This window comes from Exiguobacterium sp. 9-2 (genome assembly GCF_036287235.1).
In the GTDB taxonomy this organism is placed as follows: Bacteria; Bacillota; Bacilli; order Exiguobacteriales; family Exiguobacteriaceae; genus Exiguobacterium_A.
On the sequence record NZ_CP142850.1, the window covers coordinates 700,141 to 713,559 of the forward strand.

The 13,419-nt window shown below is 45.3% G+C and carries 16 protein-coding genes; 5 read left to right on the forward strand and 11 right to left on the reverse strand.

The window, feature by feature from the left end:
- Nucleotides 1–49 precede the first annotated feature (49 nt).
- A complete protein-coding gene (locus VJ374_RS03660) occupies nt 50–946 on the forward strand; it encodes an aldo/keto reductase (RefSeq protein ID WP_056059936.1) in 897 nt (298 codons plus the stop codon).
- A 174-nt stretch (nt 947–1,120) separates the two neighbouring features.
- Here the strand turns inward: VJ374_RS03660 and VJ374_RS03665 are convergent, their stop codons facing one another.
- The 5 genes from VJ374_RS03665 to VJ374_RS03685 all read right to left on the reverse strand — a co-directional run bounded on the left by VJ374_RS03665 (nt 1,121) and on the right by VJ374_RS03685 (nt 5,087).
- Complete coding sequence (locus VJ374_RS03665) at nt 1,121–1,309, reverse strand: hypothetical protein (protein ID WP_035409434.1); 189 nt, start codon at nt 1,307–1,309, stop codon at nt 1,121–1,123.
- Nucleotides 1,310–1,450: 141 nt separating this feature from the next.
- Nucleotides 1,451–2,101, reverse strand: coding sequence for an amino acid ABC transporter permease (locus VJ374_RS03670; protein ID WP_056059938.1), 651 nt, complete (start codon nt 2,099–2,101; stop codon nt 1,451–1,453).
- A complete protein-coding gene (locus tag VJ374_RS03675) occupies nt 2,098–2,865 on the reverse strand; it encodes a transporter substrate-binding domain-containing protein (RefSeq protein ID WP_214856772.1) in 768 nt (255 codons plus the stop codon). Before VJ374_RS03675 ends, VJ374_RS03670 begins: the two co-directional genes overlap by 4 nt.
- A gap of 164 nt (nt 2,866–3,029) precedes the next feature.
- Entirely contained in the window at nt 3,030–4,136 is a 1,107-nt protein-coding gene (locus VJ374_RS03680; protein WP_035409428.1) for an ABC transporter ATP-binding protein, read from the reverse strand.
- A gap of 117 nt (nt 4,137–4,253) precedes the next feature.
- Entirely contained in the window at nt 4,254–5,087 is an 834-nt protein-coding gene (locus tag VJ374_RS03685; protein ID WP_056059943.1) for a PucR family transcriptional regulator, read from the reverse strand.
- 78 nt (nt 5,088–5,165) lie between these two features.
- Between VJ374_RS03685 and VJ374_RS03690 the strand changes: the two genes are divergently transcribed.
- Both VJ374_RS03690 and VJ374_RS03695 read left to right on the forward strand, forming a co-directional pair.
- Complete coding sequence (locus tag VJ374_RS03690; protein WP_329470198.1) at nt 5,166–6,302, forward strand: DUF445 family protein; 1,137 nt, start codon at nt 5,166–5,168, stop codon at nt 6,300–6,302.
- Between the two features lie 20 nt (nt 6,303–6,322).
- The gene (locus tag VJ374_RS03695) at nt 6,323–6,697 is read left to right on the forward strand and encodes a YlbF/YmcA family competence regulator (RefSeq protein WP_023467337.1); all 375 of its coding nucleotides are present in this window, start codon (nt 6,323–6,325) and stop codon (nt 6,695–6,697) included.
- A gap of 53 nt (nt 6,698–6,750) precedes the next feature.
- Here VJ374_RS03695 and VJ374_RS03700 read toward each other — a convergent pair whose 3' ends face one another.
- The 3 genes from VJ374_RS03700 to VJ374_RS03710 all read right to left on the reverse strand — a co-directional run bounded on the left by VJ374_RS03700 (nt 6,751) and on the right by VJ374_RS03710 (nt 9,069).
- Nucleotides 6,751–6,963, reverse strand: coding sequence for a YhzD family protein (locus VJ374_RS03700; protein ID WP_056059948.1), 213 nt, complete (start codon nt 6,961–6,963; stop codon nt 6,751–6,753).
- A 57-nt stretch (nt 6,964–7,020) separates the two neighbouring features.
- Nucleotides 7,021–8,100 carry a DNA polymerase IV gene (gene dinB, locus VJ374_RS03705; protein WP_308101119.1) on the reverse strand — a complete coding sequence of 360 codons (1,080 nt, stop codon included), beginning with the start codon at nt 8,098–8,100 and terminating at the stop codon, nt 7,021–7,023.
- A 63-nt stretch (nt 8,101–8,163) separates the two neighbouring features.
- A complete protein-coding gene (locus tag VJ374_RS03710) occupies nt 8,164–9,069 on the reverse strand; it encodes a magnesium transporter CorA family protein (protein ID WP_056059954.1) in 906 nt (301 codons plus the stop codon).
- Between the two features lie 104 nt (nt 9,070–9,173).
- Here VJ374_RS03710 and VJ374_RS03715 point away from each other — a divergent pair, with 104 nt between their 5' ends.
- Nucleotides 9,174–10,094, forward strand: coding sequence for an HD domain-containing protein (locus VJ374_RS03715; protein WP_029340932.1), 921 nt, complete (start codon nt 9,174–9,176; stop codon nt 10,092–10,094).
- A 12-nt stretch (nt 10,095–10,106) separates the two neighbouring features.
- Nucleotides 10,107–11,138: an NADPH dehydrogenase NamA gene (gene namA / locus VJ374_RS03720; RefSeq protein WP_329470203.1), complete on the forward strand. Its 1,032-nt coding sequence runs from the start codon at nt 10,107–10,109 to the stop codon at nt 11,136–11,138.
- A gap of 59 nt (nt 11,139–11,197) precedes the next feature.
- On the opposite strand, the gene VJ374_RS03725 is transcribed toward namA, so the two are convergent.
- The 3 genes from VJ374_RS03725 to VJ374_RS03735 all read right to left on the reverse strand — a co-directional run bounded on the left by VJ374_RS03725 (nt 11,198) and on the right by VJ374_RS03735 (nt 13,372).
- A complete protein-coding gene (locus VJ374_RS03725; protein ID WP_035409413.1) occupies nt 11,198–12,112 on the reverse strand; it encodes a peptidylprolyl isomerase in 915 nt (304 codons plus the stop codon).
- A gap of 265 nt (nt 12,113–12,377) precedes the next feature.
- A complete protein-coding gene (locus VJ374_RS03730; RefSeq protein WP_035409411.1) occupies nt 12,378–12,947 on the reverse strand; it encodes an HTH-type transcriptional regulator Hpr in 570 nt (189 codons plus the stop codon).
- Between the two features lie 83 nt (nt 12,948–13,030).
- Nucleotides 13,031–13,372: a hypothetical protein gene (locus tag VJ374_RS03735; protein WP_035409409.1), complete on the reverse strand. Its 342-nt coding sequence runs from the start codon at nt 13,370–13,372 to the stop codon at nt 13,031–13,033.
- Nucleotides 13,373–13,419: the final 47 nt, after the last annotated feature.

Genomic DNA, 13,419 nt, shown 5'->3' on the forward strand with positions numbered 1-13,419 from the left:
AGGTACAGTAAACGAGATAGAGTTCATACGATAGAGGAGTGGAAGAAACATGGAACGGATTCAGCTAACAGAAGATTTATCATTCTCACGGATCATTCATGGTCTGTGGCGATTGAATGAATGGGAAATGACGAAGGAAGAGCGTCTTGAATTGATTGAAGCATGCCTTGCTTTAGGAATTACGACGTTTGATCACGCAGATATCTATGGCGATTATACGAATGAACGCTTATTCGGGGAAGCTCTTGCCTTAAAACCGGAATTACGTGACCGGATGGAGATCGTCACGAAGACGGGCATCAAGATGAAAGGGAATCATTTCTCGGATCAGTCATTATCGTTCTATGATACGACGAAAGAGCATATTATCAAACAGGTCAATCGTTCCCTGCAAGAACTCGGTGTCGAGTACGTCGATACGTTGTTGATTCACCGTCCAGATCCATTGATGGATCCGAACGAGATTGCAGAAGCGTTCGTTGAGCTGAAGGACGCGGGTAAGGTACGGACATTCGGTCTATCGAACCATACACCTGCACAACAGAGTCTTATACAATCACGCTTACCGTTCATGCTCGTGACGAACCAACTCGAGTTATCGGTTTCGGAACTGAAACATTTCGAGGATGGATCCGTCGATCTGTGTCATGAAAATGAGATGCCATTGATGGCATGGAGTCCGCTTGCGGGCGGTCGTCTCTTTAAGGACGAGCGATACGCACCGTTACGTGAAAAATTAGCTGAGATCGCTGAAAAGATCGGGGCAAAAGAAATCGACGAAGTCGCATATGCATGGTTACTTAAACATCCAGCACGTATCATGCCGATCGTTGGTTCTGGTAAGATTGAACGCATCGAATCTGCTGTTCGTTCGACGAATCTGTCGTTGACGCGCGAGCAATGGTTTGAGATTTTGAAGGCATCACGAGGTCGTGATGTCGATTAATCTAGACTGTGAGACAGAAATAAACGCATAAAATATTTTCTGTTTAAGAAATGAAGCGAGAGGATCGACCAGTACACGATCTGGAAACGATCCTCTCTTTCGTTTATGAATAGAGTAACAGTAAACAAAAAAAGTCCCATCTCAAGGGGGAGGAGAGATGGGAGATCTATGAGGTTAAGCTTCTAAGCGAAGCATCTCCTGACGATATTTATCTAAACGATCTTTACTTGCTGACATGCCAGCTTGGTCATTGGCTTGAATCGCATCGAAGAGCGTACTGAGCTCATAATCGATTTCGAGACGTAGCACTGGAATTCGCTGCTCTGCATCTTGTCTACGGAAAGCTTCAATTACTTGTTTCATCTCGGCCACGCTCCTTTGTAATTTGTCAGATAATTCTGATTTTTATTAGTATACTTGATTATTCCCGGATTGACTAGTGCTAAACCTCAAAAAATCTAAAAAAATACACTTGAAATCCTGACGGTTCCAAGTGTGAAAAATTCATTCTGGAATGCTGAAACGTGCTTCTAAACGATGTTGGACGCTTTGAATAAGTGTTGACATGACCCAGTAAATTGCAGCGGAGAACAAAAGTAGCGGCATGACGAGGTATGTCGTCGCTGAAATCTGGTCAGAGACGTACGTTAATTCCTCGACAGCAACGATCGTACCGAGTGATGTCGACTTGATGATATCGATGACAGAGTTCGAAAGCGGTGGAATCGCCCGAGATAGTGCTTGCGGCAGGATAACGTCCTTGAATGTCTTGCGACGCGGAATTCCAAGTGAGTCAGCAGCTTCCCATTGTCCACGATCGACAGAGGAGATGGCAGCGCGGAACGATTCCGAGATATATGCGGAAAAGTGAAGTGACAAACCGAAGGCAAGTGCTTGGAATCCAGTTAATTGAAGCGTGACGAGACCATTATAAAGAATCAAGATTTGCAACAAGAGTGGCGTTCCGCGGAAGAACGAGACGTATAAACGTGCAAAACCGCTGAAAACGGCAACGCGGCTATCACGCATGACGGCAAGAATCAACCCGAGAATAAGCGCAAAGACGATGGCGAGACCACTTGCTAGAAGGGTCGTGCCAATCGCCTTTGCGTAGACGTCCGAGTTATCCCGGACGATCGTCAGTAATTCACTCACTTACTGATATCCTCGTTGAAGTACTTCTTACCGATTTTTGCAAGAGTGCCGTCTTCTTGCATCTCAGCGAGTGCTTTATTGAAGTCTTTTGTATACTTGCTGTTTTTCGCCATCATGAAACCAGATTCGTTCTTGTCGAACGTCTCACCGACCGCTTTGACTTTATAGCCAGCTTTTTTCAACTCCGTCAAAACGAAGAGACGATCGTTCATGGCTGCATCAACGCGACCTGCTTCAAGATCTTTCAGGACTTGGTTCGCACCTTTGTAGTATTTTACTTTAGCGCCAGCTTCTTCAGCTGTTTTCGCATAAAGTGAACCTTGTGTCGAACCGACTGTTTTTCCTTTTAAGTCGTCGAGTGTTTTGATGTCGTTCGTTTTATTGTTGACGATGATCGTTGAACCAGAGACCGTATACGCATCAGAAAAAGCGTACTTTTCTTGACGCTCAGGTGTGATACCCATTTGGTTCGCAATGACATCGATTCGTTTTGAATCGAGTGCCGGGATGAGTCCTTTAAAGTCCATCGCTTTGTAATCGACTTTATAGCCAGCACGTTTTGCGACTTCGTTCATGACATCTACGTCATAACCCATCAATTTTCCTTTTTCTTTGTACGTGAATGGTGGGTATGTTGCTTCCGTTCCGACTGTAATGACTTTTGACTCTTTACCAGAACCTGCGTTGTCGTTCGAAGCGCCGCATGCTGCAAGCACCCCCGCTGTCGATAATGCTGCTACAGCTAATTTCAAACCGTGTTTCATAGCGCTCTCTCCTTTTATAAATGAATGATTTCAATTCCTAGTTTTCGAATAGGATTAATTTTAAGCTACAAGCAGTATCATACAAAGTTACAGGAACGTCTGTCAATAAAAAAGACTGCCCTTAAATGGACAGTCTGAAACATCATAACTGATCGATGATGTGATTAACGAATCGTTGCTTCTGTTGAAGCATCGAAGAAGTGTGCTTTTGTCATATCGAAGAAGAGATCAAGCTGTGATCCCATCTCGACATGTGAACGTGAATCGACACGTGCCGTGAATGCTTGTTGTCCGACTTTTGAGTAGAGATAAGACTCTGCACCCATCAATTCGGATACTTCGATATGCGCTGGGAAACGATGTGCTGTTTTAGTGTCTTGGTAGATCAATTCCGCATGGATGTCTTCTGGACGAATTCCGAGGACGAGATCTTTATTCGTGTAACCGCGGTCGCGGAGAACTTTCATTTTTCCTTCTGGTACTTCGAATTTCTCTTCTGTTCCTGAAACATGGAAGAGACCGTCTTCTGCCAGTTTACCTGTCAAGAAGTTCATCGATGGTGAACCGATGAATCCAGCAACGAACATGTTATCCGGGTGATCATAGACTTCCTTCGGCGTACCGACTTGTTGAATGATTCCGGCTTTCATGATGACGATCCGTGTCGCAAGCGTCATCGCTTCCGTCTGATCGTGCGTGACGTAAATCGTCGTCGTCTCAAGACGTTTGTGTAACTGAATGATCTCCTTACGCATTTGTACACGTAATTTAGCGTCCAAGTTCGAGAGCGGCTCATCCATTAAGAAGACTTTAGCATCACGAACGATGGCGCGACCAATCGCGACCCGTTGACGCTGACCACCAGAGAGTGCTTTTGGCTTCCGCTCGAGATATTCTTCAAGACCAAGGATACGAGCTGCGTTATCAACGCGTTGCTTGATTTCATCTTTCGGGAACTTCCGAAGCTTTAATCCGAACGCCATGTTATCGAAGACGTTCATGTGTGGATACAAAGCGTAGTTTTGGAAGACCATCGCGATATCGCGATCTTTTGGCGCTACATCATTCATGCGTTTACCGTCGATGATAAAGTCTCCACCTGAGATTTCTTCAAGTCCAGCGATCATCCGGAGTGTCGTCGATTTCCCACAACCAGATGGTCCAACGAAGACGATGAATTCCTTATCTTTAATATGCAGATTGAAATCATCAACCGCTTTTGCATCACCTGAGTAGATTTTATCGATATGTTCAAGACGAATTTCAGCCATGTTGTAGTTCCCCCTAGTAAATGATGAAATAATAACGCTTACAAGAAATAGTATAAAAGAAGTCAGGTAGTCTGCCTATGGACAACCTGACTAAATGCAAACGTTTTCAATTAGGCATCATGCTACAAGTAACAAGGTATAAAGAAAAGTGGCCCCTTCAAACGACCGAACATCGATTTCTGTCTGTTCCGTTAAGCGGTCAAGTCGATACTGGAGACTGTTCCGATGTAAGTATAGATGTTTTGCTGTCAAAGAGACATTCAAGTTAGCTCGGCAAAAAGCGAGGATCGTCTCACGAGACTCTGGCTCGAGGGACAGGATGAACTGATCGACGAGTGTTGCCCGATATCGGTCATCTAGACTTGCAAGACGAGTCATGGCAGGTAAAAAACGTTCGATTTGCGTAGAAGGGACGAAGGTGAGCGCTGCTTGTTCGAGTTGGAATTGAACGGCAATGTCGCCGGTAGCACGCTGTTGACCAAGCAACACCTTACCATCGAGCACAAAATCAGATTGTAGTGCTAAAAATAAATCGTGTAGTTCTGCCTCAATAACGAATTCTTCTCGTTCGATGATCGTAAAACGATGAGTACTGAAAGGAATGAGCGTACTGGTCTGCGAAAAGAAAGAGGAGAGCAGTTGTTGGATTTCCTCACTCGTACGTTCATCAGTTGGATTAAATAAAAAGTGGACAAGTCGAAATGGTCGATCTTCCACAGCATGAGCAGATTGGAGACGTTCTCGCCATAGATCGATATCTGACCGCGACGTCGTGATGATGCGCTCGGCAAATACATCAAGTAGTTGTTGTTCACGGTCGGAGATGGCAGTCGTCTTGATCCCAAAACAAAGCCCATCTGTAAGGCGATATACGCTATACTGTTCCTGGCAATACAGATTCGGATCGGTCGTAAGCTGGTCATTGAATACAGTCATCAGTTGTCGTAACACACGGCATCACTCCTAAATCGTACATAACTAACTATCTCGACTTTACCATAAGTCGAAAATCGGAAGGAATGATAACTTATGTCAGACACTTTGTTACTCGTGTTGAAGCTTGTTGGAATCGTCATCATCGGTGCTCTTATCGGAGCGATCACGAACCATTTGGCGATCCGAATGTTGTTTCGACCACTTGAACCGAAATACATTGGAAAATTTCGCGTACCATTCACGCCTGGTCTGATTCCAAAACGACGGAATGAACTGGCAGCAAATCTCGGACGGACGGTCGTCAAGCATCTCTTGACGCCAGAAGGGATTGGGAAACGTCTCGCATCACCAGCTGTTCGTGGAGCCGTCACGCGTCTCGTCGAACAAGAAGTCATGAAATGGACACGCTCGGAAGAGACGACGGAAGCGTGGATTAGTCGATTCATCGACGAACCAAAACAACGGATCCAAGGGAAAATCAGTTATCACTTGGAGCAGGAGTTTTCGCGTCTGATGAATAAATGGCGGGAGCAATCCGTACGCGACTTGATCGGAGCAAGCGGAGAACAAAAAATTGAAGAAGTCATGCCGCGACTAGTCGCATCCGTATTACACCAAGCAGAAGCATACTTTGACGGACCAGAAGGACGTCTACAACTCGAGGAAACCGTTGCTCGTTTCATCCAACAGCGACTGGGTGGCGGGATGTTCGGGATGTTGCTCGCAAATGTCAACGTCGTCGATATGATTCAGCCGGAGCTGAAAAGGGTATTTCAATCAGAGTCGACGTCTCAGTTCATTCTTGCCTTATTACGTCAGGAATGGCAAAAGGGACTGGATCGCCCGCTTTCATCCTATATGACGGAAGAGACGGAGTCGCGGATTCGACAGACCGTCAAAGAACAAGTCATGGCACGTTTACCGATTGAGTCGATGCTTGCTACACCGCTACGCGTTTGGTTGAATCCACTCGAGTCACAATTACTCGAGCGACATGTCCCTGTCATCATCGATCATCTATTCGAACGGACGACGAATCAAATCGGGCAGATCCTTCAGACGCTCGATCTCGAAACAATCGTTCGAGAAGAAGTTGATTTGCTTGATACTGCGTATCTCGAGGAAATCGTCTTATCGATTTCCAAGCGGGAATTCCGTGCTATCACTTGGCTTGGAGGGTTATTAGGTGGTTTAATTGGATTGATACAGGCGGGACTTTATCTCGTCTAAACAAATTGGAGGTTTTACTCATGGCAGAAACAAATTTATACGATCACGCGTACACGCTGGAGCGTGCATTACGCGAAACTTCGGAGTACACGACATTAAAAGATTTGTATACGCAAGTTAACGCAGATCCGGAATCAAACGAATTGTTCGCGTCGTTCCGTAACATCCAACTCGAATTACAACAAAAACAGATGCAAGGTGAAGAAATTACACCAGACGATATGGCGTCTGCACAAACAAAGATGCTTGAAGTACAAAACAATCCATTGATCAGTCAGCTGATGCAAGAAGAGCAACGGATGCATACGATGCTGACGGAAGTCACACAAATCATCATGAAGCCGTTAGAAGAACTCTACGCGCCGATGATGGAGCAACAAGACGACGTGCAATAAGTAAACAAAAGGAAGACGTGCCGATATAGCGCGTCTTCCTTTTTTAGTATGGTTTAAGATGACGCAGGAACGATTCGTGGTAAGTAAGCGCGCTCGAAATGAATGAGACGACCTGAACGTGTAACGCGAGCTGCATGATGGGCATAACCGCTTTCATTCAAGCGTCTAATCCCTTCTTCTCGTGCCTGACCATCCGTCTCTGCTTCAAAGACGTCATCGAGTAACGTTTCACCACGATCTGAAAATACTGTAATCGTATACTGCATACTTGTTCCCCCTTGTCTGATTGGTCTTGTACTCAGTATAATGAATCGCTATTCATTTCACAAGCGTAAGTCCAAGTCCTGCCACGTCAACTGTCTCGCAGCGGGAGGAGTAGTCAGGTGACTGACCGTCATACCAATCAAGCGGATTGGTCCATCGAAGGTAATGCCATTGAACAGTTTCGTTGTTTCCTCAAGTAATCGTTCTTCGTCCGCCGTCTCTTCTGCAAACGTATGCCGTTTCGAACGTGACTGGAATGTGTCGGTCTTCCACTTGATCGTAATCGTTCGGCAGACGAGTTCTTTTTTTTGAAGACTTGCAATGACAGATTTTGATTCTCGAATCAACGTCTCAAATATCGTATCGATATCCTCCGTATCTTCTTCAAAGGTAGTCTCAGAACCAATCGATTTTCGCTCGCGTTCCGGACGAACTGGTCGTTCATCGATCCCATGCGCCATTGCATGTAGTTCCGTTCCCCGATCGCGTCCAAGCAAAGCCCGCAATTGTTCGACGGGCATTGCTTGAACATCTGCGACGGTTTCAATCCCTTGTTTTCGTAACGCTTGTTCTGTGACTTTTCCGACGCCATGTAAATCTCCAATTTTCAATGGAGACAAGAAATTGAGAACTTCTTCTGGTGGGACGACGGTCATCCCGTTTGGCTTTTCATATCCGGAAGCGACCTTCGCGACGAGCTTAGAGTTAGAGACACCGGCAGAGGCTGTCAGACCCGTTCGTTCTTTAATTTGTTTCAGGATATATTGCGCAATATACGTCGCACTTTTTTGATCGAAATAATTTTCCGTGACGTCAAGATACGCCTCATCAAGCGAGAGCGGCTCGACGAGCGGTGTCACTTCTCGAAAAAGCTCCATGATTTGCGCACTGACAGTCCGGTAGACGTCAAAACGAGGACGAATGAAGACGGCACGAGGGCACAGTTGGAACGCGCGTCTTGAAGGCATCGCGCTATGGATGCCGTATTTCCGTGCTTCATAGGAACAGGTCGCTACGACACCACGGGCATGAGGCGGTCCACCGACGACGACGGGAACACCTTTTAATCGAGGACGATCGCGTTGCTCGACGGAAGCATAAAAGGCGTCCATATCAATATGAATGATTTTTCGTTCCATCGGACAAGCGTCTCCTTTCAGTGGATATGATACAATTAGTATAACGAACTTATGTTCTGATATCTATTTTTTTGGTCGACTATTCTTTGGCATACGCACAAGAGCGCCTAACCATCCACGCCAGCGCATCCAGTAAAAGATACCACTAGTCGATAAAAAGATTAGACCGAGGGATAGGGCGTAGCCGTATTTCCAGTCTAATTCCGGCATGATTTTAAAGTTCATCCCCCAAATCGCACCGAGGGCCATCGTCGGTGTCGCGACGGCAGTAAAGATCGTTAATGCCTTCATAATCTCGTTTCCTCGGAAGTTCGAAACGGTCGTTGATAAGTCGAGAAGGACTTCAATGTCTTTTTGATAGTGTTCAATGAGCATCAACAGACGGCGGACACGTTTCATAGCTAGTTTCAAGGAAATGTCCTCAAGATACGTTTCTTCCTCGAGAAACGACTCTTCGCCAGCCATGACGAGTTCTTGAAATGGAACGATCAAATCGGACCAGTTCTCAATCGTGTCGCGTAACGCGAAGATGCTATCAAGCGAATCTTCATTGATGCTGCCGCGTAGTTCATCTTGTCTTGAAAACAGTTCTGTCTCAAACTGATCGATACCGGCGAAATACGTATTCAACTGTAAAGCGAGAATCGTATAAAAAGCCGCGAATGGATGAGCGGGAGAATAGGGTGAGACTAAGGACACGATTGAATCCGACAATCCGATCGTAATCAGTTTTTCTTTCGTTACATAAAAGCAAATCGAGCGGCGGTCACTTTTGTCGACAGGGTTTTGCCATGTGACGACAGCGCCATAGAGAACCCCTTTTTCTGAACGCGTGAAGTTCATATCTTTCGATCGCAACTGCGTGATCCAGTCCATTTCGGATTGGTCGACGGCAGCCGTCGGAAATATTTGTTCATAGTCAGCTAAATCGAGATAGCGGGACCAATTAAATTGAGGTTCCAGTTCCATGTTCATGACTCCCATATAGTAGAATGAAATAGTATATGCCTTAAGTGTAGTCAATGGAATATAAAAAAGACACCTATTTTACAGATAAAGGACGTGTTTCAAGAATGAAAGGAATCGGGAAGTTAGCAGTTGGAGAAACGCTCGATCAACGAGCGATGATCAAGCAAGCAGTCAAAGGAATTGCAGCAAATGGGAAACCATACCTAACGCTCATCTTGACGGATAAGACAGGCGAAATCGAGACGAAGATGTGGGATACGAGTGACCTTGAAAAATATGCGCCAAAGTCAATCGTTCATGCTGCTGGAGAAGTCATGGACTATCGAGGACGGACACAACTGAAGCTCAAACAAATTACGGTCCTAGAGGAGACGAATGTCGAGGACTATGTTCAATCAGCACCTATTCCACGAGAGCAGATTGAGACGGAAGTACTCGCGTTCGTAGAATCGATTCAAAACAGTGACATGAAAAAGCTCGTCAAACATTTGATCACTTCACGATTTGACGCCTACTTCACGCATCCGGCAGCGGTCAAGAATCATCATGCCTTTTACTCGGGACTGTCGTACCACGTCCTTTCGATGTTGCGCTTAGCGGATCAAATCGCTCAACTCTATCCGACCTTAAACCGTGACGTGCTAATCAGTGGCATCATTCTACATGATTATGCGAAAATCAAGGAGTTATCCGATCCGGTTGCACCGGAATATACGTTACCTGGTAAACTCGTCGGTCATATTACGATGATGGTAGCGGAACTCGAAAAAGTCGGAGCAGAATTACAAATTGACGCAGAAGTACTGACTGTCTTGCAACATCTCGTCTTAAGTCATCATGGACGACCGGAATGGGGATCTGCTGTAGCACCACAAATGCGTGAGGCTGAAGTCTTGTTCTTGATCGATAACCTCGATGCGCGAATGACGATGATGGATCGTCTTCTTGAATATGTCGAACCGGGACAGTTCTCAGAACGATCATTTGCACTAGATAATCGTGCTTTCTATCGTCCGAAGCTATAAGGGGGAAGAAAGATGAAGACGAAGTTGTTTGATACGGTTCAACTCGGAACGTTGACATTCCGCAATCGGGTCATTATGGCGCCAATGTGCATGTACAGTGCAAAAGAAGATGGACTCGTGACGGATTGGCACGTCACACACTATGCAACCCGTGCAATGGGAGGCGTTGGTGGTGTCATTTTAGAAGCGAGTGCTGTCACGCCAGATGGTCGCATTTCAGCTGGGGACCTTGGGATCTGGTCAGATTCACATATCGAAGGATTACAACGAATCGCACAGCAAGTCAAAGCAGCGGGCGCAAAAGCGGGGATCCAACTGGCCCATGCCGGGCGTAAAAGCACGACGGCAGAACCACCCGTCGCACCGAGCGCTTTACCGTTTGATGATACGTATATGCATCCCCGTGCATTGACACTTGAGGAAATCGCGACAATCAAACAACAGTTCATCGATGCAGCATTAAGAGCGGAACGAGCAGGATATGACTTCATTGAAATCCATGGCGCACATGGTTATTTATTGAACACGTTCCTCTCTCCGTTATCCAATATTCGAGAAGACCAGTACGGCGGATCGACTGAAAATCGGATGCGCTTGTTGTTAGAAATCATTGATGGAATTCAAGCAGTCTCACAGCTCTCGATTTGGGTCCGGATTTCAGCAGCGGATCACGCAACAGGGGGAATGACGGCGACGGATTATATTCCACTTGCGAAAGAACTAGCAGCACGTAACATCGACCTACTCGACTGTAGTTCAGGTGCTGTCGTCGCCAACGCTGTACCGGAAGTATATCCGGGCTATCAAGTCAGCTATGCGGAAGAATTGAAACGAGAGACAGGCATGGCAACAGGAGCGGTTGGATTGATTACGACAGCAGCTCATGCAGAAGAGATCGTCCGTAACGGTCGAGCAGATATTGTCCTGCTCGCACGTGAACTTCTTCGCCAACCTTATTGGGTATATCATGCGGCAGCCGAACTAGGAGATACGGTCGCCTTGCCAAAGCAATACGAACGAGCTCCGATCCGGACGGTTCGCTAATTCCTCACTCTATGAAAAACAACGTAAAAAAGGAAGCCGTCATGGCTTCCTTTTTTTGATTATTGCTGTTGTTGCATCATTTGTTGTTGCATTTGTTGTTGTTCTTGTTTGTCTAGATCGAAAGCGTCTTTGAAGTCTTTGTTTTCGACTTTGACATTGTATTCTTTCATGAGTGAACGATAAATATCGTTCGGGTTGACTTGTGCTGCTTTCTCTTCAGCAAGTGCTTTTTTAATACGTGCTTTTTCTTTATCGAGCGTGAAGTTTTTCTTCTCTTTGCGATCGACTACTTTAATGATGTGATAGCCGAATTGTGTTTTGATCGGATCGGAGATTTTACCTTCAACGCCATCCTTGAACGCGTAATCTTCGAATTCCTTGACCATCTTACCTTTTGTGAAGTACCCGAGGTCTCCACCTTTTGCACCGCTACCTGTATCTGTTGATTTTTCTTTTGCAAGTTTCGCGAAGTCTGCGCCTTTATCCAATTGCTTTTTGATGTCTTTTGCTTCTGACTCTTTCGCAACAAGGATATGGCTTGCTTTGACTTCGACTTTTTCTTGATCGAAACGCTCTTGGATTTCTTTATCTGTTACTTTTGATTTCGCAGATTTTGCTTCTGTTAAGAGCATTTGTGTGCGAAGTACTTTTTCGAATTCTTTTTCGTTCTTGATTCCAGCAGATTTCAGTGTTGAGCTGAACTGCTCTTTATCCGGGAACTGGTCTTTTGTTTTCTTGACTTCTGCTTCGACTTCTTTGTCCGTGACTTCCTTACCGTATTTCTTTTCAAGCAATTTGTTCATCGTTTGCTGGAAGGCGATTTGAGCACCAGCTTTTTCGTATGCTTCATCTTGGACGTCAGCCTTGTTGACTTCGCCACCTTTGTAATTGATGACGGCTTCGTCATTTGATCCACATGCTGCTAACGTAAATACACTTGCGACTGCTGCTGCGCCTAGCAATTTCTTTTTCATACATACACCCCTAATTTACCATTTATTTCAACCGTTTTATCATATCATATTCTCGTTTGGTTGACAGCTGTATCTTGTCATGCCAAGAGATACTTGCTCTTTTCCATGCTATCACATCCAGGTAGTCGGTTGAGGATAATTTTTATGGGAAATTGTGAGGGAAATAACGCTCTTGAGACATAGTAGTAATGTCCCTGTCATGAGGAAATAAGACCTAAAAAAAGCATTCTAGCTGAAGGCTAAAACGCTTTTGATGATAGTATGCTTATGCTTTTTTTATCGAGTCCATGACAGGATCTTGCGGACGGCGATCTGCTTCTTCCGTGATCATCTTCGATGTCTCGGCAAAGATGTCCATGAAGCTGTCTCCGTACAAACGACGCACGATTGCAGAAATATCCGTCAGTTCTGGGAACTTACCGTACAATTCCTGAAGAGGAAGTGATGCGCGGAAGACGCCATTTTCTTCGGGACGGAATGCTTGGATCGTCTCGAGTAAAAGCGATTCGCCTGCCGGTGTCAACTGGACATAGGTATTTCGTTTATCGGTTTCCTTTTTCGAGAACGTCAACAATCCGCGGTCCTCTAACTTCTTCGAGAAGTTGAATGCCGTCGAGACGTGCATGACACCATACTTCGCGATCTCAGAAATCGAGGCACCACCTAGGGCATGCGAAATCCATAAAATATGGTGTTCGTTGATGTTTAGATCAAAAGGCTTGATCCAATTTTGCCAATCTTTTTCTACCGTTTTCCATAGTGCTTTGCTTAATTGGACAATTTTATGGCTATACAATAATGCCTCTTGTCCAGGATATAACTTTTCGTGTTCCATATCTGACTCATCCTTTCGAAAGGTGACAATGGCTCAAACGCGCAAAATGCAAACTATACAAAAACAAATCGAAGCAACGGATCTTACTTTTGTGGAGAAAGCTGGTCTGCTTCCTGTTTCGCTTCATCAGCGAGAGACTGGATCTTCGTGAGCGATGCTTGGACTTCCGTTTGGTATTCCGAGACGCTCTGCATGACTTCTTCCTTGAAGTGCATACCAGACACTTTTGCTGTCTCTACTAAGTTCTTGCCCTCGTGGGTCAAATCCTGCACATTCGTTACGATTGTAGAATAAGAATTTCGACGTTGATGACCGTTCGAAGAGTCGCTTTTCGTACCTTGGCGAAGCGCCTTTAGACCATAAAAAGTCACAAGTGTTAGCGTAGCACCAAAAGCGACCCAGTTACGGGCGGGACGCTTCGACATGATAAACCTCCTTTTTAATATTAAAATATTTGTTTCATATTATTTTA

What these genes read in the sequence shown, in the direction of transcription:
- VJ374_RS03715 (WP_029340932.1), top strand. Translation starts at nt 9,174, where the DNA reads ATGAAAGGAATCGGGAAGTTAGCAGTTGGAGAAACGCTCGATCAACGA.
- VJ374_RS03675 (WP_214856772.1), bottom strand. Translation starts at nt 2,865, where the DNA reads ATGAAACACGGTTTGAAATTAGCTGTAGCAGCATTATCGACAGCGGGG.
- VJ374_RS03695 (WP_023467337.1), top strand. Translation starts at nt 6,323, where the DNA reads ATGGCAGAAACAAATTTATACGATCACGCGTACACGCTGGAGCGTGCA.
- VJ374_RS03700 (WP_056059948.1), bottom strand. Translation starts at nt 6,963, where the DNA reads ATGCAGTATACGATTACAGTATTTTCAGATCGTGGTGAAACGTTACTC.
- VJ374_RS03730 (WP_035409411.1), bottom strand. Translation starts at nt 12,947, where the DNA reads ATGGAACACGAAAAGTTATATCCTGGACAAGAGGCATTATTGTATAGC.
- VJ374_RS03725 (WP_035409413.1), bottom strand. Translation starts at nt 12,112, where the DNA reads ATGAAAAAGAAATTGCTAGGCGCAGCAGCAGTCGCAAGTGTATTTACG.
- VJ374_RS03665 (WP_035409434.1), bottom strand. Translation starts at nt 1,309, where the DNA reads ATGAAACAAGTAATTGAAGCTTTCCGTAGACAAGATGCAGAGCAGCGA.
- VJ374_RS03680 (WP_035409428.1), bottom strand. Translation starts at nt 4,136, where the DNA reads ATGGCTGAAATTCGTCTTGAACATATCGATAAAATCTACTCAGGTGAT.
- dinB (WP_308101119.1), bottom strand. Translation starts at nt 8,100, where the DNA reads ATGGAACGAAAAATCATTCATATTGATATGGACGCCTTTTATGCTTCC.
- VJ374_RS03710 (WP_056059954.1), bottom strand. Translation starts at nt 9,069, where the DNA reads ATGGAACTGGAACCTCAATTTAATTGGTCCCGCTATCTCGATTTAGCT.
- VJ374_RS03735 (WP_035409409.1), bottom strand. Translation starts at nt 13,372, where the DNA reads ATGTCGAAGCGTCCCGCCCGTAACTGGGTCGCTTTTGGTGCTACGCTA.
- VJ374_RS03690 (WP_329470198.1), top strand. Translation starts at nt 5,166, where the DNA reads ATGTCAGACACTTTGTTACTCGTGTTGAAGCTTGTTGGAATCGTCATC.
- namA (WP_329470203.1), top strand. Translation starts at nt 10,107, where the DNA reads ATGAAGACGAAGTTGTTTGATACGGTTCAACTCGGAACGTTGACATTC.
- VJ374_RS03660 (WP_056059936.1), top strand. Translation starts at nt 50, where the DNA reads ATGGAACGGATTCAGCTAACAGAAGATTTATCATTCTCACGGATCATT.